Origin of the sequence: Zhongshania sp., from assembly GCF_041584495.1 — a bacterium.
Classification (GTDB): Bacteria; Pseudomonadota; Gammaproteobacteria; order Pseudomonadales; family Spongiibacteraceae; genus Spongiibacter.
Genome location: NZ_JBFHDY010000060.1, coordinates 1 through 22,137, shown reverse-complemented (window position 1 = coordinate 22,137; position 22,137 = coordinate 1). Strand labels below are relative to the sequence as shown.

General features: G+C 51.2%; 24 protein-coding genes and 1 pseudogene. 16 read left to right on the top strand and 9 right to left on the bottom strand.

The annotated features are described in order from the left end of the window. Positions 1-122: 122 nt before the first annotated feature. From ABYP33_RS11105 to ABYP33_RS11090, 4 genes are all read right to left on the bottom strand, one after another. Positions 123-1,253 (bottom strand): DUF2817 domain-containing protein, encoded by a 1,131-nt coding sequence (locus ABYP33_RS11105; RefSeq protein WP_373090986.1) that lies wholly within the window; start codon positions 1,251-1,253, stop codon positions 123-125. Next, entirely contained in the window at positions 1,253-2,308 is a 1,056-nt protein-coding gene (locus ABYP33_RS11100) for an MJ1255/VC2487 family glycosyltransferase (RefSeq protein ID WP_373090985.1), read from the bottom strand. The genes ABYP33_RS11105 and ABYP33_RS11100 overlap by 1 nt, the downstream gene beginning before the upstream one ends. 39 nt (positions 2,309-2,347) lie before the next feature. Next, positions 2,348-2,875 (bottom strand): phosphatase PAP2 family protein, encoded by a 528-nt coding sequence (locus ABYP33_RS11095; protein ID WP_373090984.1) that lies wholly within the window; start codon positions 2,873-2,875, stop codon positions 2,348-2,350. A gap of 87 nt (positions 2,876-2,962) precedes the next feature. After that, positions 2,963-3,583 carry a methyltransferase gene (locus ABYP33_RS11090; RefSeq protein ID WP_373090983.1) on the bottom strand — a complete coding sequence of 207 codons (621 nt, stop codon included), beginning with the start codon at positions 3,581-3,583 and terminating at the stop codon, positions 2,963-2,965. Positions 3,584-3,733: 150 nt separating this feature from the next. Here ABYP33_RS11090 and sthA point away from each other — a divergent pair, with 150 nt between their 5' ends. From sthA to ABYP33_RS11065, 5 genes and pseudogenes are all read left to right on the top strand, one after another. Continuing rightward, positions 3,734-5,134 (top strand): Si-specific NAD(P)(+) transhydrogenase, encoded by a 1,401-nt coding sequence (gene sthA, locus ABYP33_RS11085; protein WP_373090982.1) that lies wholly within the window; start codon positions 3,734-3,736, stop codon positions 5,132-5,134. A 250-nt stretch (positions 5,135-5,384) separates the two neighbouring features. Continuing rightward, on the top strand, positions 5,385-5,567 hold the full coding sequence (locus tag ABYP33_RS11080) for a PA3496 family putative envelope integrity protein (RefSeq protein ID WP_373090981.1): 183 nt from the start codon (positions 5,385-5,387) through the stop codon (positions 5,565-5,567). 252 nt (positions 5,568-5,819) lie between these two features. Then, positions 5,820-6,602, top strand: a complete 783-nt coding sequence (locus ABYP33_RS11075) for a DUF3014 domain-containing protein (protein ID WP_373090980.1) — start codon at positions 5,820-5,822, stop codon at positions 6,600-6,602. 113 nt (positions 6,603-6,715) lie between these two features. Beyond that, positions 6,716-6,982, top strand: a pseudogene (locus tag ABYP33_RS11070) (NAD-dependent epimerase/dehydratase family protein); the annotation flags it as partial. An 80-nt stretch (positions 6,983-7,062) separates the two neighbouring features. Then, a complete protein-coding gene (locus ABYP33_RS11065; RefSeq protein WP_373090979.1) occupies positions 7,063-7,644 on the top strand; it encodes an NAD-dependent epimerase/dehydratase family protein in 582 nt (193 codons plus the stop codon). Between the two features lie 27 nt (positions 7,645-7,671). Here ABYP33_RS11065 and ABYP33_RS11060 read toward each other — a convergent pair whose 3' ends face one another. After that, positions 7,672-8,547 (bottom strand): MaoC family dehydratase, encoded by an 876-nt coding sequence (locus ABYP33_RS11060; RefSeq protein ID WP_373090978.1) that lies wholly within the window; start codon positions 8,545-8,547, stop codon positions 7,672-7,674. 166 nt (positions 8,548-8,713) lie between these two features. On the opposite strand from ABYP33_RS11060, the gene ABYP33_RS11055 reads away from it, so the two are divergent. After that, positions 8,714-9,781 carry an AraC family transcriptional regulator gene (locus ABYP33_RS11055; protein ID WP_373090977.1) on the top strand — a complete coding sequence of 356 codons (1,068 nt, stop codon included), beginning with the start codon at positions 8,714-8,716 and terminating at the stop codon, positions 9,779-9,781. Between the two features lie 17 nt (positions 9,782-9,798). Here the strand turns inward: ABYP33_RS11055 and ABYP33_RS11050 are convergent, their stop codons facing one another. Next, on the bottom strand, positions 9,799-10,668 hold the full coding sequence (locus ABYP33_RS11050) for a DNA ligase (protein WP_373090975.1): 870 nt from the start codon (positions 10,666-10,668) through the stop codon (positions 9,799-9,801). Between the two features lie 266 nt (positions 10,669-10,934). On the opposite strand from ABYP33_RS11050, the gene ABYP33_RS11045 reads away from it, so the two are divergent. Continuing rightward, positions 10,935-12,002, top strand: a complete 1,068-nt coding sequence (locus ABYP33_RS11045) for a hypothetical protein (protein ID WP_373090974.1) — start codon at positions 10,935-10,937, stop codon at positions 12,000-12,002. A 176-nt stretch (positions 12,003-12,178) separates the two neighbouring features. Beyond that, positions 12,179-12,595 carry a BLUF domain-containing protein gene (locus ABYP33_RS11040; RefSeq protein WP_373090973.1) on the top strand — a complete coding sequence of 139 codons (417 nt, stop codon included), beginning with the start codon at positions 12,179-12,181 and terminating at the stop codon, positions 12,593-12,595. A gap of 30 nt (positions 12,596-12,625) precedes the next feature. Here ABYP33_RS11040 and ABYP33_RS11035 read toward each other — a convergent pair whose 3' ends face one another. The 3 genes from ABYP33_RS11035 to ABYP33_RS11025 all read right to left on the bottom strand — a co-directional run bounded on the left by ABYP33_RS11035 (position 12,626) and on the right by ABYP33_RS11025 (position 15,453). After that, positions 12,626-12,964, bottom strand: a complete 339-nt coding sequence (locus ABYP33_RS11035; protein WP_373090972.1) for a YnfA family protein — start codon at positions 12,962-12,964, stop codon at positions 12,626-12,628. 166 nt (positions 12,965-13,130) lie between these two features. Then, positions 13,131-13,727, bottom strand: coding sequence for a lytic transglycosylase domain-containing protein (locus tag ABYP33_RS11030; RefSeq protein ID WP_373090971.1), 597 nt, complete (start codon positions 13,725-13,727; stop codon positions 13,131-13,133). 1 nt (position 13,728) lies between these two features. Beyond that, positions 13,729-15,453 (bottom strand): proline--tRNA ligase, encoded by a 1,725-nt coding sequence (locus ABYP33_RS11025; RefSeq protein ID WP_373090970.1) that lies wholly within the window; start codon positions 15,451-15,453, stop codon positions 13,729-13,731. A gap of 80 nt (positions 15,454-15,533) precedes the next feature. On the opposite strand from ABYP33_RS11025, the gene ABYP33_RS11020 reads away from it, so the two are divergent. The 8 genes from ABYP33_RS11020 (at position 15,534) to ruvB (ending at position 22,089) form a co-directional block, all read left to right on the top strand. Further along, entirely contained in the window at positions 15,534-15,956 is a 423-nt protein-coding gene (locus ABYP33_RS11020; RefSeq protein ID WP_373090969.1) for an HIT domain-containing protein, read from the top strand. A 272-nt stretch (positions 15,957-16,228) separates the two neighbouring features. After that, positions 16,229-16,618: an HU family DNA-binding protein gene (locus tag ABYP33_RS11015; protein WP_373090967.1), complete on the top strand. Its 390-nt coding sequence runs from the start codon at positions 16,229-16,231 to the stop codon at positions 16,616-16,618. A 191-nt stretch (positions 16,619-16,809) separates the two neighbouring features. Beyond that, a complete protein-coding gene (locus tag ABYP33_RS11010) occupies positions 16,810-17,067 on the top strand; it encodes an FmdB family zinc ribbon protein (RefSeq protein ID WP_373090965.1) in 258 nt (85 codons plus the stop codon). Positions 17,068-17,113: 46 nt separating this feature from the next. After that, on the top strand, positions 17,114-18,886 hold the full coding sequence (gene aspS / locus ABYP33_RS11005) for an aspartate--tRNA ligase (RefSeq protein ID WP_373090964.1): 1,773 nt from the start codon (positions 17,114-17,116) through the stop codon (positions 18,884-18,886). Positions 18,887-18,971: 85 nt separating this feature from the next. Then, complete coding sequence (locus tag ABYP33_RS11000) at positions 18,972-19,718, top strand: YebC/PmpR family DNA-binding transcriptional regulator (RefSeq protein WP_373090963.1); 747 nt, start codon at positions 18,972-18,974, stop codon at positions 19,716-19,718. A gap of 176 nt (positions 19,719-19,894) precedes the next feature. Next, positions 19,895-20,422 (top strand): crossover junction endodeoxyribonuclease RuvC, encoded by a 528-nt coding sequence (gene ruvC / locus ABYP33_RS10995; RefSeq protein WP_373090962.1) that lies wholly within the window; start codon positions 19,895-19,897, stop codon positions 20,420-20,422. A 13-nt stretch (positions 20,423-20,435) separates the two neighbouring features. Beyond that, positions 20,436-21,035, top strand: a complete 600-nt coding sequence (ruvA, locus tag ABYP33_RS10990) for a Holliday junction branch migration protein RuvA (RefSeq protein WP_373090961.1) — start codon at positions 20,436-20,438, stop codon at positions 21,033-21,035. 13 nt (positions 21,036-21,048) lie between these two features. Beyond that, complete coding sequence (ruvB, locus tag ABYP33_RS10985) at positions 21,049-22,089, top strand: Holliday junction branch migration DNA helicase RuvB (protein WP_373090960.1); 1,041 nt, start codon at positions 21,049-21,051, stop codon at positions 22,087-22,089. Positions 22,090-22,137 lie beyond the last annotated feature (48 nt).

Below are 22,137 nucleotides of genomic sequence, written 5' to 3'. Positions count from 1 at the left end.
GGGAGGTCGAGGCAGTGGCAATGCCAGCCGAGCTGCGCTTCGCAGCGCTGAATAAAGTCGCCCCAATGTCCTTGTTCTCGACCAAGGCCACGCAAAAAGAGCCAGTGTTTGATGTTCATATATTATAGCTGCCGATACCAGAGACTTTGGGCCATTTGCTGCATTTCTCGCGCTTGCTCGCCCTTGGGTTGCCAGTGCTCCATATTGCGCGCGGCGGCGAGTAAAAAGTCGATCAGTAGTAAATGGCCACGTAATACCCTCGCGTGGCGATGGGGCACCGTGGGGTTGAACAAGCCGGCAAAACTGAATAGTTGCTGGGGGTGCTTTTTTACCCATAACCACGAACCCATTTCTAAGGTGAGGGGTAGCAGGGTGATGCCTTGTGCTCGACAGCGCTGATAGAAGTAATCCCATATATCGCCGTGACTGAGGTAGTGCATGGCTTGGGGGCCAAATACGTAATTGTGGTGGGGAAAATTGCGTTCCCACAATAATTTTAGAGCGACGTAGCTACCAATATCGGCGATGGGAAGGCGGCGGTAAGCGTAGGGTATCCACAGGTGATCTTGAAAACCGAAACCGGAGTGGAAGTCGACTGCGATGCTTGGTCGGCCAAGCTTGCAGTGGCGTCCGATAATATTTTGGAGTGCGATGAATTCGGGTTCAAAGTCGTCGTCGCGGCGACCGCGATACCAGGGTAATTTTCGCCATAGACGTTGACCGCCGACGAGAAAGGGCACTTTGTCTTCGGCATCGATCGGCGCGTGGCGGTTAAGGTCAATGCCATTTGGGTTGCAGCGCGAGTCCCTGAGCATGCCGCCGGGATTCACAATGGGTACGGCAACAATACAGATTTCACTTTCAAATTGTTGGCGCCAGTGACTGTCCCAGCGACAGCGTTCTACCACGCTTTCTAACCATGCGAGTAAAACTTGCGTGCCAATGCGTTCTACGCCGTGAATGCCTGCAGTGACGAATAGACAGTGTTTGGCGGTATCTGGATTGCCGATGACCAGTGACACCAGCGGCAGGGTAAATTCGTCGACGTCAATTAGGGCTTCGGTTCTGCTGTGTATCAGTGAACCTGCTTGGCGGCAGAGCTGCTCTAATGACAGTAATTCCGACAGGCGTTTGTGCAGGCGCCCGCGACAGGCATCCATGACTGTGGTGAAGTCGGGCAAATGTGGGCCAATGTACTCACGGCATTCATTTTCGAGCGGCGGTGTATTAATGCCTGAGTCGGTTTGGGACATTATGATGTCAATAGTGGCATTGCTGTTTGGGTGCCGGTTTCTTGCCAGAGCTGATTGACCAGTGCCTCATTGTCGTGCCATTGCCCTTTTAATACCCAGTCGCAAATTGCTTCCGCGACATCGGGATAGTGCTGTGGCGTTTGCGCTGGAATATTTAAGAGCCACTGCTCAATGATGTGCTGGCTAAATTGGTCCATGACACTGGCTAGCTTAAGTTGCTTGAGCGCAGCGGCATTGCCGAGTTGTTCGGCTTGGCCGGCAACCGGTTTGGCGAGTGCCGGAATCCCCATGTGTAGGCATTCGCTGATGAGCTCAAATCCAGCGTTGCAAATGACCGCGCGGGCGGAGCAAAGATCGTGCTTAAAACCGTGGAGACTGGTTTTACGTTGCGCGACATTGCCAATATTTGTGTCGCTGAGCTGCGGAGCGTACTGAATGAATTGATATTGGGGGATGTTTTGTAAGGTGGCGCACACTCGCTGCTGATCTTCAAAGGGTAGGTAGACCAAAATATGTTCAGCAGCAGCGGCGCGGCGTTCCTCAGGATTGATGATCGGCGGCGCGATGGCCGCATTAAAATGATTCCAGTGCAGCCCTAAGCGAAATCTTGCCGGTGCGAAATAGCGCATTATGAGGCGGTTGCGCAAGTCTGCGCCGCTTTCGGGAACCGCGGCGTTGCCAAAGGCGTATTGATGACCGACACCAATTACCGCTTTGTTTTGCAGGCGACCAGCCCACGCGGTAAGGGGTTCGAAATCGGTGATAACGGCGTCGAATGGGCTCAAGTCGATATTGCGCAGATCGCGAATAAATTGCAGCGGATGCAGTTGGCGCAGGGTTTTTATATTGCTAATGCGGCCTTGTTCAGTGGCAAAGGTGAGTCCGGCGTAATGCCAGTAATCGCCGAAGGCGGCCATATCGAAATACTGTTCAGGTGGTCTGCCGCTAAATAAATACTGAACCTCTATACCGCGTTTGGCAAAGTGATGGGCCATCATTCGGGCGCGGGCAATATGGCCATTTCCTGTGCCCTGCACACCGTAAAGTAATTTCATAAGGGGTTTTGTCCTGACAAGGTAGGTGCAGCTGCGAGCTTAGACGATGACAATACTGTGACCCAGGTGGGCAATGCCAATGCCAAGGCTCGCGCCGGCCAAGGTGTCGGTAGGGAAGTGAACCCCTAAGATCACCCGCGAGGCGGCTACTGCTGCAGCCCAGATAAACAAGGGGGCGCCAATGACACCGAAGAACAGTACTGTCATTGTGGCTAAAAGAAAGGCGGCAGCGGTGTGACCAGACGGAAAACTGAATTCATCAGAAGCGATGATCGACGCGTTAAACGCGGGTATGGCCGCAGGTGGGCGCTGTCTTCGACAGGTGTTTTTCAGAACCCAGTAGGCGGGTAGCCAAGCGGCAAAGCTGATTAGCACCGCGCTAAAATAGGCTAGGCCTTGTTGAATCCCTGCGGCATATACCAGAACAGGGAGGCCGAGTTGAGCATAGCCATCTCCTGTTTTTGATACGCTGCGGGCAATGCGGGATAAGTGTTGCTGGTGGCGAGTATTGACGCAGGCCAGAAACATTCTTACATCGAACTGATTAATCGACTGTATTAAACGCATAGTATGATCCTCACACTTGAGACCATACGCCGAGCTGTTTGCAGTTGTATGACGAAATTAAGTCACTTTTAAGACAGCCTTTTGGGCTTAGGCATTTTCAATTACCAGTATGCTGCCGCGATGGCGGCGACTTGTACTGACCTCGCGGGGCAGCAGTTCGGCAAAGAAATCGTCGACGCAGGCTTCAGCGACATCGAGAAATGGCGGGCGGTGGGGGTCGGCAATGAGAATTTTTTTCACCCCCGCGTCGACGGCTCGCGCAATAAGTTCATATAGCGCCTCACTCATTTCATCCCAAAAGCAGATGTCGCTGGCGATAATGATGTCGTACTCGGCGAGTTCCTCAACGCTGAGCGAGGTAAAATCGCCACTCAAGGTGTTGATCGTCGCCTGATTGTGGTCTGCTAATAGGGTGAGATAAGGGAAAACAGCGGGGTCTGCGTCTAAGGCGGTAACATCTGCCTTCAAATACTTGGCGCAATAAATGCTGGCTAAACCCCAGCCGCAGCCCAGTTCGAGAACGCGGCTACCGGGTTGCAGTGGGTGCTCTTGTAAATAGTCCATGAGAATATAGGCACTGCCCCACAGCTTATAGCCGTGAAGGTGGGTGGCTGAGCGACTGCGTTTTAGTTTGCGCATATCGGGGTGGGCGGCGAGCAAGCTGGTTACGCCAAAATACTCTCGGCTATGGGGCTTGAGGTCAGACACGATTTTTCTCCGGCGGCGCGCTGAATAATAGGGGTATTTTAGGGTTTGCCACTATGGCGCGCGAGTTTTTATTAGTAGAAGGTCTAATTCCGATTGGGCAGTTGGTGTCGTAAGCTAACAAGGGGCCTATATGACGACGAGGGAGTCACAGTGGTAAAGAAGTTTGATTACGATATGGTGGTATTGGGCAGCGGCCCGGCTGGCGAAAGCGCGGCATTAAATGCAGTTAAACACGGCCGCAATGTTGTGGTTGTTGAGGCGCAAGGTGCGGTAGGTGGCGCCTGTACACACCAAGGAACATTACCGTCAAAAGCGCTTCGTCATATGGTTCGGCAGGCCATTCGTTTTAATCAGACGCCAATATTTCGTGATATTGGCGATCCTCGTACGCTGACCTATCCGCGCTTGTTGAGCCATGCCAATAAAGTTATTACGCGTCAGGTCACCATGCGCAACCGGTTTTATCACCGCAATCAGATTCGACTTATTCACGGTAAAGGGTGCTTTGTTGACCCCCATACTATTTCGGTAAAGGGTGAGGACGGCCAGAGCGAACTCATCACCGCCGCAAGTGTAGTGATCGCCACAGGATCTCGGCCTTATCAGCCCGCCAATATTGATTTTAGTCACCCGCGGGTGTATGACAGCGATAGCATTCTGAAGATGAGTAATACCCCCAATAAAATCATTGTTTATGGGGCGGGGGTTATCGGTTGTGAATATGCGTCGATTTTCGCCGGCATTGGCATGAAGGTGGAGTTGATTAACAGTCGAGATCGCTTGCTTGAGTTCTTGGACGATGAGATTTCTGATGCATTGAGCTATCAGCTGCGCAACACCGGTGTGATGATTCGCCACCGGGAGGTGTATCAGTCAGTTGAGTTAAGCGATAAAGAAATAGTCTTGCATTTGGAATCGGGGAAGCGCCTTCACGCCGATGCCTTGCTTTGGTGTAACGGTCGCAGTGGCAATACCGATGGCCTTGGTTTGGACACCGTTGGCTTAGAAACCGATCACCGTGGTCAGCTAGTGGTAGACGAGCACTACCAAACCGTCGTGCCGACGATATTTGCGGCGGGCGATGTGATTGGTTGGCCCAGTTTGGCTAGCGCGGCATATGATCAAGGGCGTTCAGCGGCGGCGTCGGCGCGGGGCAAAGAGCAATGCCGCTTTGTTGACGATGTCCCCACTGGGATCTACACCTTGCCGGAGATCAGCTCGGTCGGCCAAACTGAGCGGGAATTGACGGAAGGCAAAGTGCCGTATGAAGTAGGGCGGGCGCTTTTTAAAGATACCGCCAGAGGGCAGATTAGTGGCGAAACTGTGGGTATGCTCAAACTGCTGTTTCATGTGGACACGCTAGAGATACTTGGCATCCACTGTTTTGGTGCCGAGGCGGCTGAAATTATCCACATTGGTCAGGCGATTATGAAACAGCAAAATGGGGGCAATACGCTTCGCTATTTTGTGACCACAACCTTTAATTATCCGACCATGGCGGAAGCTTATCGTACCGCTGCATTGAATGGTCTTAACCGGCTTGGTAAATGATATTCGGCGGTGTGACATATACTTACTCTATTTCCTTAAAAGTTAGTGCTTGCTAGCGGTAGTCAGCCAACAAATGTTGAGGAAAATAATTGAAAAGTGCCGGTATTATCGACGGACTTAAATCGCGTCAGTGAAATAATAAGAAATTTTTATTGACAGGGTCGCGAGTTCATCATAAATAGTGCCCTGAACCACCACGGCAAGCCGAGGTGTTCATTCTGTATATGCGTAGTACTGGAGTGGGCAAACAATGGCAAGTGACCTAGCTGATGACGATATCGATGATCTTGTGGAAGATGATTCGAGCGCCGATTTTGATGAGCGGCGTGATATGGGTGGACGCGACAGTAGCATCCGCCGAAAGATTGAAGAGCGTCTAGAGCGTAAACGCCTAATGGATGAGCTGGATCTGTTTGACGACTTTGACCTGTAGCGCCTTCTTTTACCTGAATCGCTAAGTCGAGCACAGAGTTCACCACATAAACGCCACTCTAAGTGGCGTTTATCACTTATATCCGTTTAGTATAGCAATACCTTTTGCTGATTTTTGGCCGCGGTAATACCATTATGCTGCACGGCGTCTTATTTGCATGCTATCGCTGAGGGCGTTACGGTAGATGCCTGTGTCTGGCACGACTTTGTGGCACAACAATAAATTTTCCTCATTTAACAATAGGATTTTCTGATGAACTGGAAAGCATTATCTGCGGTTGTTGTGATCGTCGGAATTGCCGCGTTTGTTTGGTTTGTTTTAGATCGGTCGGCGACGAGTGAATATAATGACGAGCCGACACCGGCGCTTATAGATGAAACAAATAAACCAGAAAAAGCGGTGAAGCAAACACTCGCAGTAGAGTCTGAAGAAGATTACAGCGAGAAAGCAGCAGCAGTGCCAGAGCCACCCGCTGCGGTAAATGGCAGTGATGAGCAAATCCGAGCCGCCGCTGCGAAATTGTCTTCGCCTTTGGCTGGCTGGCTGCAACCTTCTGAGCAGGTTCGTAAATGGGTTTCTGCAGTAGACCAATTAGCCAACTACCGCTTGCCAACCAAACATTTGCCTTTTGTGTATAGCAAAGAACCGTTTTTGGTGATTAAAACAGAAGACGGCTTAGTGAATGACCCGGGCAATTACACGCGTTGGGACAGTATGATCGCCACGGTTACGGCGACAGACCCTAAAAATTTGGCTATATTCTATAAGAAATGGTCGCCGTTCTTAGAGGGCACCTATAACGAACTGGGCAATCCTCAGTCCTTTGATAATCAGCTGCGGACCATGATTGAGCACTTGCTCATTGTTGAGCCGATTCCTGAAAATGCTGCCATGAAACGCCCCAAGGTCATGTATCAATATGTTGATCCAGTCCTTGAAAACGCCGATCCCCTCAGCAAATGGATGTGGCGCTTGGGGCCAGAAAATATGAAGAAGCTCCAAGACTGGCTGCGTGAATTAGAGAGTTACCTGTAACACGCGCTGTAATCCCCGCAATATCTGGGTGCCATCCGTTTGGACGGTGCCCGACCTCCACTAGCCCCTATACACTCGTCTCATAAGATAAATACTTGTGATGAGGCGTGTTTATGGCGGTAACGCCAGTTGATTTAAAAGGGGCGAAAATTCTGGTCACTGGGCCAACCGGCCAGGTTGCCGCGCCAGTGCTTGACGCCTTGTGCGATGTAGCGGAATTGACGGCGCTCGCCCGGTTTAGCGACAAAGCTGCGCGACTCGATTTAGAAAAACGCGGTATTCACACCGTTCGCGCCGATCGTGCCGATATGGACAGCTTAGCCGCATGCCCACAAGATGTTGACTATGTGTTGAATTTTGCCGTTGTGAAAACAGGGCTTTTTGATTATGACTTGGCTGCAAATGGCGAGGGCGTCGGCAATGTAATGGCCCATTGCCGCAACGTTAAAGCGTTTTACATTTGTCATCTACGGCGGTTTACCAATATGCGGGACAGTCACCGCGCTGTGAAAACGACGCTTTGGGTGATAATCACCGAGCAATGTTCCCCACCTATAGCATTGCCAAGATTGCGGCAGAAACGGTGTGCCGCTTTGCCGCCCACCAATTTAAAATACCAACGACTATTGCTCGATTAAGTGTGCCTTATGGCAATAACGGTGGTTGGCCCTATTTTCACCTGCTAATGATGAAAGAAAATATGGCCATAGATTTACATCCCGATGCGCCGAACAACTACAATCTGCTGCACTCAGATGACTATGTTGCAAAAATACCCTATTTACTTGCGGCGGCAACGCTTGAGGTAACCAACACCAATTTTGGTGGCTCCCAAGCGGTGAGCATTGAAGAGTGGTGTGACTACTTGGCCGGGCTAGCGGGATTCACGCCGCGTTTTCAGAATAACCCTAAGGCGTTTGGGAGTTTGCCGATTGATACTGGCACCATGCACGCACTGATTGGCGAAACTCGGGTTGACTGGCGCCAGGGTATTAGAGAAATGGTGCGTAATATGGCTCCGGACTTGCTACTTAAAAAGTAGGCGCGCCGGAGCTGCATTAATGGCGTCTTAGTTGCCGATGAGACGAATTGTGCCGATAAGGTGGGGCTTGGTGCCTGCCTTATCGCGAAGCTCAAAATCGGCCCCGTCATTTTTAGTATCAAAGAGTAGCTGCACTTGTGTAGGTAGAAAAATGGGGGTTTTAAAATCAATGTCGCAGTAGTAACTTTCGCCGTTAATCTCCTTGTTCAAGGCCGCAAGGCAGGCTGCTTTGCTCCACATGCCATGAATGACCATGCGCTTAAACCCCAAGACTTTGGCGCTGAGATCGTGGAGATGGATTGGATTGAAATCACCTGAGGCGCGGGCATAGCTGCGGGCGTCGTGGCGGCCAATGGCCAAGGTTTGCTGTTGACCATATACGCGGGCTTCGCCGCGAGCCGCTTTAGGGCTTGCTGCAACGCCAGTTTTACAGCGCGAAAGGTAGCGGCTGGTGTCTTCCCAGACTTTTTCCTGGTCGACAAAGGCCGCGCAGTGAAAGCTGAACTCTATGCCCTTATCAGTAACTTGGTGGTCAGACACCCGGCATTGCAAACGTAAGTGGGTTTGGGCATTAATAGGCCGAAACTGGGTAATACTATTGCTCAAGTGCACGCAGCCCATTGGGGATACTGGAAACTGTGGGTCTAGCATCATTTTCATGTGCAGACGAAATGCCTGAACATGTAGAAATGTGATCGGCAATGTCTCGCTGTTAGCGGTAAAGCCACAGGTCTTGCGATAGCGTTGTAATTGGTTATTAGAGCAGATGACTTTTGCAACCGTTAAGGTGTAACTGGGGAAGACAGGCGCTGAATTAGGCTTTTTGCGGGTAATAGCTGCTTTTAGTAGCATTGGCAGGGTGCTTGGCAGGCGTTTCAGTCTTAACTCATCACTTGCGGTCATACAACTCTATCTCCATACTGGGACAATTCCAGTGGTGTGTGATGGTGCAGTATAATGAAAACCTGCTCGTCTATAATTAGCCCGGGCATGCCCTATTTTTTGGCAGCTCGGCCAATAGCCGCTGATTTAGTCCCGCTCACTTTGTATCCAGCAGAAACCGTGTTGAATGATTGAAACAAGTTCGAAAAACCTCTCTGATTTAAGCGATTCCAGTTTTTTGATTCAGCTGGTGTATCCGGCTATGCAAGCAATGGGACTGGACGTTGAACGTATTGTTAGTGAGTGTCGAATATCCACCACCTTGCTGCAGGACCGTAGCTCGCGGTTCCCCCATGCAGCGCAACAGCAGTTCTGGCGGGTATTGGAGGATGTCAGTGGCGATCATCATATCGGCTTGCATCTAGCGGACGCGGTACAGGTGTATCGTGGTCAGGTGCTGGAATACTTGTTTTTGAGTAGCCCGAATTTTGGCGAGGGCCTCAAGCGCGCCCAGAATTATCAGCGTCTGGTGACCGACGCCATGCAATTTGAGCTGCATATTGGCCAAACTCAATCCAAATTAGTATTGGCATTTGCGGGCGATGACGACGATGACGCGCTTATTTTTCGCCATCGCAATGAGTGCTTTGCGCGGTTTTTAATCCGTTATTTCCAGGCGGTTACCGATGGTGCATTTGTTGCCGACGAAGTGAACTTACTGCACGATGCGGTGGGCGATGCTGCCGAATACAGTAAAGTTATGGGCTGCCCGGTGCATTTTAAGCAGCAGGAAGCCTCATTGGTTTTTGCCAGCAGTATACTGGCCACACCCTCCACACATGCCGAACCCGATCTATTGCGACTGCATGAGAAATTGGCCAGCAAGCAATTAGAGCGCCTGTCTCGCCAAGACGTGGTGGGCGATGTGCGTCAGATCATCGCCGAAATGCTCGAGCTGGGGCAGCCCAGTTTAGAGAGTGTGGCGGCGCGACTCGACATGAATGAACGGGTGCTGCGTGCCAGATTAACGGAAGCTGGCACGAGCTTTAATCAGGTGCTGGCAGATTATCGCTGTGTTCTGGCCAAGCGCTTGCTGGCAAGAACCGATGAAAGTATTGCCGATGTGGTCTATTTAACCGGCTTTTCTGAGCCTAGCACCTTTTATCGCGCCTTTAAACGTTGGACTGAATTAACCCCCGTTGAATATCGCCAGCAAAAGAAGGCGGCCCAGAAAAGCCGTAGTGACAGCGAGTAAGCGTCGCTTAACTCGCATTAGAAATCATTACGCGCCCGGAAAAAGCTGGCAAAGCGCGGTAAACCGCTCGCCGTAGTACCTTGGTATTTATAACTGATGGTGCTGCCAATCGCGGGTGGGTGACGACGCTGCTCATCACTAAAGCCAGAGCCTATTTTAAATTCTCTGCCATCCGGCATTTTGACTACTATGGCGCCGAGCATCCCACTGAATTTTCCCTTACCTGGAATGTGGCCTATAACGACCGCTTCGGCGTCGCTAAAGCGCTTGAGCTTTAATAAATCATCGCTGCGAATGCCGCGGTAGGGTGCACTGCCTAAATGCAATATTAAGCCTTCACCGCCATCGGCAATGATCTGATCAAGTGTTTGCATCAGCGCCGTTTCGTCATCGATTTTATACTGTTCTATCAAGGCGATTGAGGGGCTATTCAGTTGTGTAAACAATGCCCTTAGCGCCTGCAGCCGGTGATCGAAGTCACCTGCTTCATTGGGCGAGTCAAACACCATAAAGCGTATCTTTTGCCATTGGGCTGGGTCGGGAATTCGCCGCCTCACCGCGCCGGAAACCTCCGCAAAACGATTGTGGCCCATCCACAACTCGCCATCTAATACTTGCTTAGGGAAGTCTTGGGTAAACCAGCCCGGTGCTGAAAAGCGGTTTCCTTGCCGAGAAATAAGCTGCGCGCCGTCCCAGTAAGCTCTGACGCCATCAAGTTTTTCACTGATCCAGTAGTGCTTAAGCTCAATGTCGCTGCGGTAGGGTTTTGCCAGCATAAGGGCTGGTTTCAGCGTTGTTTGCGCCGGTAGTGACGCGTCTGCGTGAGCTAAATTGACGCTGCAGAAGACGAGTAAGCCGAAAATGGCTTGGGTGAGTTTAGGCTGCATAGCTAATCACTCCTTGATTAAGCCAATGAATATGCCGATCCTTCGGCGCCGAATCTCCCATTTTACTCAGATATGCAGCAAGTGAAAGGTGGGGCGAGTGGGCTTGTGGTGGCGAGCGCTAATATTGACCGCGAACGCCCTGACAGGTAATTGAAGATGGCGGTTCAGTGCTCAGCGTGGCTAACGCGTGGTAGTGTTTATCTGTTTGGGCGCTAGGTGTTATACAATGCCGAATACTAACGGCCAGAATATGTTCAAAGGATGAAATGAGTGTATTAAGGATTCGTGCAGGTCAATCTGCACTTGAGCATATTCAGAAGCATGGGCTGAGTCCGTCAGATATAAGCACGGTATTCGGCGCTTCCGGTGCGGCGAAGTGGTTGGCTATTTACGGTTTGGATCGCGCTATATTTTCTCAGTGGCTGGCCGGTGCTAGTCATCCAATTAATTTATTTGGAACTTCGGTTGGCGCATTTAAATTGGCTGGGGCGTGTCGGCAAGACTCGGCCAAAGCTTTGGATGACTTAGCCCATGCGTATATTGAGCAATCCTATCCCAATGGCTTTAGCGCGGATCTCATCGATGTTGAAACTGAAAAATTGTTGGACGTCGTTGTTGATCAGGTGGGCGTAGATGAAATTCTCACCCATCCGGTATTTCGATATCACTGCGGCACGGTATTAGCTAAGGGTTTGCTGGCAGGTGCCTCGGTGGCACAGCAGAAATACGCTATGGCTCTGGCCTTTGCGCTCAATGGCTTTGGTCGTAATATCCATAAAAAAAGTATGCAGCGCGTGATATTTGCCGATGACCGAGCCGATGGTGCACTCGCTGGCCGCGACGCTTATGTAAGCCATCGGGTTGCCTTAAATCGCGACAATTTACGTTCAGCGGTAATGGCATCGGGTTCTATTCCGGTAGTGATGCACGGTGTCAGCGACGTGCTTGGCGCTCCAGCAGGTGTGCACCGCGATGGCGGCTTGCTTGATTATCACCCTGTGCCCGGAAATCTTTGGCAGGGCGAAGGCCTCGTGCTTTATCCCCATTTTTATTCGGAAGTGACTTCCGGTTGGTTTGATAAATACTTTTTTTGGCGGAAAACCCCAAAAGCGTTGTTAGATAAAGTGGTGTTAATCAGTCCGTCAGAGTCGTTCTTAGCATCGACTGAATTAGGCCGCATTCCGGATCGGCGAGACTTCCTGCGTATGCAGGGCGACGATACTATGAGAAAGCGCCTATGGCGGGATTCGGCAACACGCAGCCTAGCGCTGGGCGAGGCTTTTTTAGCATTGGTTAAGGCCGGAAAAATTGATTCGATTGTTGAGCCAATCTGATATTGAACTATGCTAAAAGGCATATTGGACTTTTTAACACCAATACCGGCATACAAGACCAGTGCGACATTGATTCTTTAGGAGGCGTCGACTAGCTGTGAGCGCTATTTTTATCATACGTTTTGGGGGCGAGATCGAGACTTTAAAAAAATGGAGTTTATCCATTGGAGGGGAAGATGATCTTTCATCTGATTTACGTCAGTTCTGCCGTGCAGTTGCTGCCTGACGAGGAGTTATTATTACTGTTACGGCAGTCGCAGGCCAAAAATTTGGATCTCGGCATTACCGGCATGCTGTTATACAAAGGCGGCAATTTTATGCAGATGCTCGAAGGTGAAGAGCAAACGGTACGTGAGCTGTACGCCACCATCAGAAAGGACCCACGACACCACAATGTGCTGACTATCATCGCCGGCAGCCTTAAAGCGCGGAATTTTAAAGATTGGTCTATGGGTTTTCAAAATATGGATAAAATCGCTGATCTGCCAAATTATAAATACTATATAAAAGAAAATCTTACGCTGTATTCATTTCAGGACGATGCCGCGCAAGCCTATGAATTTATTACTGGCTTTGAGGCGAATAATCGCTAGCGTAAGGTATGGATTGCAGATCGCTGTTTATTATGCAGCGCGCGGTGCAAACATAATAATAGCCATGCCCAGCAGTGCCACGCTAGAGCCTATGAGGTCCCATGGTGTTGGGCGAATGCCTTCTACTGCCCACAACCATAAAATTGCCATACCAATGTACACGCCGCCATAGGCTGCAAAGACTCGGCCAGCGGCGGCCGCAGAGGGGTGTAAAGTAAGCAGCCAGGCAAATATCGCCAAACACAATGCGGCTGGTATCAGTAGGAAAATCGATTTACCTTCGCGCAGCCATAAATAGGGCAGGTAGCAGCCGATAATTTCAGCGAGTGCGGTGATGACAAAAAGGCCAATCGTTTTTAGTTCTGGCAATGAATTTTACCTTTTTGAGGGGGAAGTAAATGCGCGTAGAAAGGTACAGAATGTCAAGGTGTCCGCGTTTAATTTATTTTCTTGAAAAAATACAGCTCGCCTGCCCCGCTAAGATTGGCATTCGCTAGTCGGCCAAACCTTGTATAATCTTCGTTTTCAAGCAGATTTAATTAAAACTTAACTCTCCGTTATACCAATTTTTACGCCAACGCGTAAAAACCCGATCTGGATACCAATGCTTACCTAAGCTGCCGTTATAGCGGGCTAGGGCGCGGTGAAGATTGCCTTTTTCCTTATCTAAGTAGAATTTTAATATATGGCAGCCGTAGCGCAGGTTGGTGTCGGGCTGGGTGAGGTTGTCTTCCGGGCGTCCAATTTCGTTTTTCCAGAAGGGCATCACTTGCATCAGGCCTTGGGCGCCGACGCGGGACACCGCGTAGCGATCAAAATAGCTTTCTACCTCGATTAGCGCGAGGACGAGTTCGGGGCTTAGGTCAGCGGCGCTCGCCTCTCGGTGAACACTGCGCAAAAAGGTGAGACGTTCCTCTGGGTCTTTTATAAAACGACTCATGCGACTAGACATATCGAGTAGCCAGACTTCGGCGTCGAAACGGTCTTCAAAACTGTCGGCTTCGGCAATCGCCTGTTGCAGATATTGACGCAGCTCGTCGCGGTCTTGGTCGTCTTTGCCCGTTGCTGCCCAACTGGGGGCGGCGAGCAGGCAAAGCGCGAAAAAGGCAGATTGGAGGCCGCGCCACATCATGTTAACGGGGCAGCTGCTGCTGAATAAAGGCGACGACATCGTTAATGGCAATGTCTTCATTGTCGGCGGCGCGGCGATTTTTATATTCGAGCAAGCCTTTGTCGAGCCCGCGGTCGCCGATCACGATGCGGTGGGGAATACCGATTAGCTCCATGTCGGCAAACTTAACACCGGGGCGTTCGTTACGATCGTCGAGTAGCACGTCGTAGCCTAAGCTGCGCAAGGTGTTGTAAAGCGTCTCCGCCTGCTCGCGAACCCGCTCAGACTTTTGCATATTCAATGGCACGATGGCGATTTCAAAGGGTGCGATACTGGCGGGCCAGAGTATGCCTTTGTCGTCGTTGTTTTGTTCAATGGCCGAGGCAACCACGCGGGTAACGCCAATCCCGTAGCAGCCCATGGTCATGATTTGATCTTTGCCGTTTTCATTTAGCACGCTAGCGTTAAGTGCTTCTGAGTATTTCGTACCGAGCTGGAAAATATGGCCCACCTCAATGCCGCGCTTAATCAGCAGGCCGCCTTGGCCGTCGGGGCTAGGGTCGCCTTCGACGACATTGCGGATGTCGGCGGTTTCAGTAAATATGGCGTCGCGATCCCAGTTGCTGCCGGTAAGATGGAAACCATCCTCGTTGGCACCGCAAACAAAGTCGCTGCTGTGGGCTGCGCTGCGGTCGGCAATAACGCGAATTTTTAAACCGACTGGGCCAATTGAGCCAGGCTTGCAGCCCAGTGTCGCGACAATGTCTTCTTCTGACGCGAAGATGAGTGGCGAGGCGACGCCGGCTATTTTCTCAGCTTTAATTTCGTTGAGCTGGTGATCACCACGCAAGACCAGTGCGATTAAACCTTGTTTGCCATGTTCATCTTCTTCGCCGTAAACGATGAGGGTTTTTAAAACCTGCTTGGCGTCTACCTTTAGTAACGCGCTCACGTCGTCGATGCTGTGGGTGTTTGGCGTGGCGACTTTTTCTAGCGCTTGGCTAGCCGCTGGGCGTTCACCGGCGGGGGCAATAGCTTCAGCCATCTCCACATTCGCGGCATAGTCTGAAGTGTCAGAGAAGGCGATGTCGTCTTCGCCAGAAGACGCCAGGACGTGAAATTCGTGTGAGCCGCTACCGCCAATGGAACCGGTGTCGGCAATAACGGGGCGGAAATCCAAGCCTAAGCGCGTGAAAATGCGCGAGTAAGCGGTGTGCATCACGTCGTAGGTCGCTTGCAGGGATTCTTGGTCGTTATGAAAAGAGTAGGCATCCTTCATAATGAATTCCCGGGAGCGCATTACGCCAAAGCGTGGGCGAATCTCGTCACGGAATTTGGTTTGTACCTGATAAAAGGTGGCGGGCAGCTGTTTGTAACTTTTGATTTCGTTGCGAATGAGGTCGGTAATAACTTCTTCGTGGGTGGGGCCGAGGCAAAAATCACGGCCGTGGCGGTCGTTAAAGCGCAATAGCTCGGCGCCATATTGTTCCCAGCGGCCAGATTCCTGCCATAATTCAGCAGGTTGGGCGACCGGCATGAGCACTTCCATGGCGCCGCTATTGCCCATTTCTTCGCGAATAATGGCTTCGACTTTGCGCAGCACTCGCAGGCCCATGGGCAGCCAAGTGTAGAGGCCGGTGGCAAGCTTGCGTATCATGCCCGCCCGCAGCATTAGCTGGTGACTGATGACTTCGGCATCGGCGGGGGTTTCTTTAATGGTGGCAATTAGAAATTGGCTAGCGCGCATGATGTAATTCTGGCCTTGTTTATCTGAGTGTGCGCATTTTACGATTGATCGGCAGCGCGGTACAGCCGCAAGGAGTAGTGATGTTCGAATTACATGAGGCTTTGGCCCGAGATTGCGCTTTTGTGGGTGATTTAGCCCTATGTCGGCTGTTATTAATGAACGATACGCAGTATCCATGGCTGATCTTGGTGCCGCGTCGCGCAGAAATGCGTGAAATTTGCGATTTGAGCGGTGAGGATCAGCTGCAATATCTAAAGGAGTCCAATCTTTGCAGTGCAATTTTGCGAAGTGAGTTTGGTGCCGAAAAGTTAAATATTGCCGCCTTAGGCAATATGGTGCCGCAACTTCATATCCATCATATTGCGAGATTTAGTTCAGATCCGGCTTGGCCCAAACCGGTGTGGGGACAGTTGCCAGCGAAGGCGTATTCAGCAGACGAGTTGCAGGGCATTGTTGCGCAATTGCGACAGGTGATTCAAGGTCGCTCCGCCTTAGATTTCTAGATTTAAACACGGTGAATAAGCTTGCTTTACATTACGTGTTTGAAAAATGCGGGCATTGCCGAGGAAGGTGATAAAGGAGGTTTTTTTGTAAGAATAAGCCTTTTTTACAGTGTTTTTGATCAAAAAAGGCCTTTGTGTCTTGTATTGCCCAAAACAATCGACTATAGGTGTTTGCATGCACTTTTTAGTGGTGAATTCTGAGGTATTGGCTTGGGGTGCTAAAGATGCAAATGGGCAAGTACTATTCAACGTGAGATACAGGAATAATCATAATGGCGATAAAAAAAGCTGCTCCTAAAAAAGCTGCCGCTAAGGCAAAAGCGAGCGCACCAGCTAAGCGTAAAACAACGGCAATCAGTGAGAAAATGACCAAAACTCAAATTCTGACTGAAATTGCTGAAAACACCAACTTGAGCCGTAAGCAGGTTGGTGATGTTATGGCTGAGCTGGAAATCTTGATTGAGCGCAGTATTAAAAAGCGTGCATTAGGTGAATTCACTATTCCCGGTTTGATGAAAATCACCACCGTCAAAAAGCCGGCGACTAAGGCACGCAAGGGCATTAACCCCTTCACCGGTGAAGAAACCATGTTTAAAGCCAAGCCAGCAAGTGTGGCGGTAAAGGTTCGCCCACTGAAAAAGCTGAAAGATTTCGCAGTATAAGTACCCGTTTTACCGCCCAAAGTGGCTTTTTAGCTACTTTGGGCGGTAAACCTCCCCGCTTTACAGTTTATTTCCCCCTCAAATAGCCTCTTGCATTTATTGCGGGGGATGCTTTGCGTTATAATCCCGCTCCTTTTGAGCCGCTTGGCCCTTAATGATGTCATTTATGTGTTTTGTTTGGGGAGATTGATATGCCTATTTACGAATATGCGTGCCGGGCTTGTGAGCATGAGTTTGAAGCCTTGCACAAAATGAGTGATCCGGCGCTGCGCGATTGCCCTGCGTGTAAAGCGGCAGAGCTGGTCAAAAAGGTTTCAGCGGCAGGATTTCGCCTAAAAGGCGGTGGTTGGTATGAAACCGATTTTAAATCTGGCGACAAAAAGAAAAATCTGGCTGGCGATGGCGGTGCGACTAGCGCCCCGGCCACATCTTCTTCCTCCTCCGATTAAAACTCGGATTGTGACTTTATAAACTCGATATAGCGGGACAGAATTCATGCGCAGTCATTATTGCGGCAGCTTGGGTAGTGAGAACATAGATCAAGAAGTGACCTTGTGTGGTTGGGTAGATCGCCGCCGAGATCACGGTGGGGTTATCTTCCTGGATATGCGCGACCGTGAGGGAATTGTTCAGGTGGTGTTTGACCCAGACACCGAAGAGCATTTCCGCACGGCTGACCGCGTGCGCGGTGAATATGTTTTGCGTATTCGCGGCCGGGTTCGGGCCCGCGCCGGTGCGACCGTCAACGCCAATATGAAAACCGGCGAGATCGAAGTGCTAGGCAAAGAGCTGGAAATTCTGAATGAGTCAGAAACCCCGCCGTTCCAGTTGGACGATCACACTAATGTTGGCGAAGACGTGCGCTTGCGCTATCGCTACCTAGATTTGCGTCGCCCACAAATTGCCGACAAGCTGCGCCTGCGCGCGCGGATTACCTCGGTGCTGCGCCGTTACCTCGATAGCCAGAACTTCTTGGATATTGAAACGCCTATTTTGACCCGAGCCACGCCAGAAGGTGCCCGGGACTACTTGGTGCCTAGCCGTACTCACGTGGGTAAGTTCTTTGCGCTGCCGCAATCGCCGCAGTTGTTTAAACAGCTGCTGATGGTGTCTGGTTTTGACCGCTATTATCAAATCGCCAAGTGCTTCCGCGACGAAGACCTGCGCGCCGACCGTCAGCCCGAATTTACCCAGATCGATATTGAAACGTCGTTTATGGACGACAAGCAGATCATGGCCGTTACCGAGGGCATGATTAGCGATCTGTTTAAAGAAGTGATGAATATTGACCTTGGCAGCTTCCCTACCATGAAGTACGCCGAGGCCATGTCGCGCTTTGGTAGCGACAAGCCTGATCTGCGGATTCCGCTAGAAATGGTAGACGTTGGCGATTTGATGCAAGACGTGGAGTTCAAGGTCTTCTCTGGTCCAGCCAAAAGCCCAGAAGGCCGCGTGGCAGCCCTGAAAGTTCCCGGTGGTAATGAGGTCCTGACTCGCAAGCAGATTGACGAATACACCAAGTTTGTTGGTATATACGGTGCCAAAGGTCTGGCGTATATCAAGGTCAACGACAAGCGCGATCTGGAAAATGGTTTACAGTCGCCCATTGTTAAGTTCTTGCCTGAGCCGGTGCGTGCAGCGATTCTGGATCGCTTAGCAGTAGAGAATGGCGATTTGATCTTCTTTGGCGCCGACAGCGCCAAGGTTGTTAACGAGGCTCTAGGCGCGCTGCGCTGCAAACTCGGTGAAGACCTTAAGTTATACACCTGCGAGTGGGCACCACTGTGGGTTGTTGATTTCCCGATGTTTGAGAAAGACGGCAGTGGCAACTGGACTTCCTTGCATCACCCCTTCACTGCGCCATCGTGCAGCCCAGAAGAGCTTGAAAAAGCACCGGGTGAAGCCCTGTCGATTGCCTACGATATGGTGCTTAACGGTACTGAGCTTGGCGGCGGTTCGGTTCGTATACATCGCTCGGAGATGCAGCAGGCGGTGTTTCGCGTGTTGGGCATTGGCCCAGAAGAAGCCGACGAGAAATTCGGCTTCTTGCTGGACGCGCTTAAGTACGGCGCGCCACCGCACGGTGGTCTGGCCTTTGGTCTGGATCGTTTGGTCATGTTAATGACCGGTGCAAAGTCTATTCGCGACGTTATTGCCTTTCCTAAAACCCAGAGTGCGGCCTGTGTGATGACCGATGCACCGGGTACGGTTGAAATTAAGCAATTAAGCGAACTGAATATTCGCTTGCGCAAGTTAGAAGAGAAATAATTATCGGCTAAAAGACGCTGCGGCGTTCGATTATTTGATCTGAGTGAGCCTCGCAATGCGGGGCTCACTGCTATCGGGAGGCGGTATGGCGGGTCACAGCAAGTGGGCCAATATCAAACATCGCAAGGCTGGGCAAGATGCCAAGCGCGGCAAAATTTTCACTAAATTTATTCGCGAGATTGTCGTCGCTGCCAAAGCGGGTGGTCCCGCGCCTGAAGATAACCCGCGTTTGCGCGCGGTGGTGGACAAGGCGCTTACCGCCAATATGAAGCGCGACACCATCGATAAGGCGATCGCCCGTGGCGCGGGCAATGCCGATAGTGATAATTATGACGAGGTCAGCTACGAAGGCTATAGCGCTGGCGGGGTAGCGGTTTTGGTTGAGTGCATGACTGATAATCGTAATCGCACAGTGGCCGATGTCCGTCATGCCTTTAATAAGCGCGGTGGTAATCTTGGTACTGATGGCTCCGTAGCTTATTTATTTAGCCGTAAGGGGCAGTTGGTTTATGCACCAGGTATTGATGAGGACGCCTTAATGGAGGCGGCACTTGAAGCGGGCGCTGAAGACGTGGTGAGCCACGATGATGGGACCACTGAGGTGCTGACTGAATTTAGCGATTTTCTGGCTGTTAAAGATGCTATGTTGGCTGCGGGCTTTCGCTGCGAAAGTGCAGATACCATAATGATTGCGTCGCTCAATATGGAATTAGATGTGGCGGGGGCTGAGGCGCTGCTGGGTTTGATCGACATGCTTGAAGATCTCGACGATGTTCAGCAGGTTCATACCAATGCGCAAATCCCGCAAGCAGTACTCGATCAGTTGTCTTAATGGTGGCTGCGGCTGCAAACTGCGAGCCTAGAGCATATTAATCTCGGTCCAAACCTGTGCATAATAATATTCTGATCGGTGCCCACTGCGCAGAAGTTGGCGCGATGGAGAAGATTGCGGCTAAACATCCCGTTTAGGCTATCTGCACTTATATAAAGAACAACACAGCGGTTGCAATGACAATTATTTTGGGTGTGGACCCCGGGTCACAAAAAACCGGCTTTGGGGTGATAGAAGTGATTGGCAATCGCCATCGCTATATTACCAGCGGGGTTATCCGCCTTCCCACGGGTGCGCTACCTGCGCGCTTGGATATTATTTTTAAGAGTTTAAGTACCATCATTGCTGAATATTCCCCAGTAGAGGCGGCGGTGGAGGAGGTTTTTATGGCCAAGAGCGCTGGCTCGGCGCTGAAGCTGGGCCAGGCCCGGGGCGCGGCGGTGGTGGCCTGCGTTAGTCATGATTTAATTGTGGCGGAGTACACGGCGCGGCAGATTAAAAAGGCCGTGGTGGGAACCGGTGCGGCGGATAAAGACCAGATTCAGCACATGGTAAAAATTCTACTGAAGTTACCGGTAGTACCCCAAGAGGATGCTGCCGATGCGCTGGCAGCGGCAATTTGCCATGCCAACTCCCGTCAGGGATTATTAACAATGTCGGCATCGACCACGGCAACGCGTATGCGGCGCGGGCGCCTTACCTAGGTTTGGAGTAGTAATGATAGGACGTTTGCGCGGCGTGTTGATTGAAAAACAGGCACCGGAAATTGTGATTGATGTACAGGGTGTGGGCTACGAAGTGTTAGTACCCATGACTACTTTGTATAATTTGCCCGCGCTGGGCGAGGAAGTGGCGCTTTACACCCAGTTTATAGTTCGCGAAGATGCCCAGCAGTTGTTCGGTTTTAGCGATGTTCGTGCGCGGCGCTTGTTTCGGGACTTGATTAAGGTAAACGGTGTTGGCCCGAAAATGGCCTTGGCGATTATGTCGGGCATCGACAGCGATGAATTTGTGCGTTGCGTGCAAAATGGCAATACCGCTGCGCTGGTACGTTTGCCGGGGGTGGGCAAGAAGACCGCTGAGCGTTTGGTCATTGAGATGCGTGATCGTCTCCAAGATTGGGCACCGGAGTCTGGCAGCGTAAGTGTGCCAGCGCCCCAGGCGCTGGGTCGAGCGAATATCGCCGAAGCCGAGGCCGCCCTCGTGGCGTTGGGCTATAAGCCTCAAGAGGCGAGCAAGGCAATTAGCGCCTTGAAGCTGGACGATGCGAGTAGCGAGGAATTAATCCGCGCTGCCTTAAAAAACATGATTAAGTGATGAGCAAAACTCAGTGATTGAAATAGACCGTCTCGTGGCGCCAGAGCTCGGCGAGCCTGCCGAAGAGCGCTATGACCGCGCGATACGACCCAAAAGTTTGGTCGATTATATTGGTCAGCCAGCGGTGCGTGAGCAAATGGGGATATTTGTTAGTGCGGCGCGGATGCGTAATGAACCACTGGATCACACCCTGATTTTTGGCCCGCCAGGCTTGGGCAAAACGACCTTGGCAACTATCTTGGCCAATGAAATGGGGGTGTCGCTCAAAACGACCTCGGGGCCGGTATTGGAAAAAGCGGGTGACCTTGCCGCGCTATTGACCAACCTCGATGCCGGGGATGTGCTATTTATAGACGAGATTCACCGTCTGAGTCCCAATATTGAAGAAATTTTGTATCCGGCGATGGAAGATTATCAGCTGGATATCATGATTGGCGAAGGACCGGCCGCACGCTCCATTAAATTAGATTTACCGCCGTTTACCTTGATTGGTGCCACCACTCGGGCGGGCTTGTTAACGTCACCGTTGCGGGATCGCTTCGGTATTGTCCAGCGCTTGGAGTTTTATGGGGTAAAGGATCTCACCACCATTGTTAGCCGTAGTGCGGGAATTCTCGGCATGCGGCTAGATGACGCCGGTGCCCATGAAATTGCACTGCGCTCCAGAGGCACGCCGCGTATCGCCAATCGGCTATTACGGCGCGTGCGAGATTATGCGGAAGTGAAGGCCGATGGTTTTGTGAGTGCGGAGATCGCCGATCAGGCACTAAATATGCTTAACGTCGACAGCAGTGGTTTTGATCATCAGGATCGGCGCTTATTGTTGGCCATGATTGAGCGTTTTGACGGTGGCCCAGTGGGGGTAGACAGCCTTGCCGCTGCGATTAGTGAAGAGCGCGGGACTATAGAGGATGTGCTTGAGCCATACTTGATTCAGCAGGGTTATATTATGCGTACACCGCGTGGCCGTGTGGTCACTAATCAGGCTTATCGTCATTTTGGTCTCGAAATGCCCAAAAATGGCGATATTACCGAAAACGGTGGTGCGCCCTAATGGAATTCAGGCTACCCCTGCGAGTCTATATCGAGGATACGGATGCGG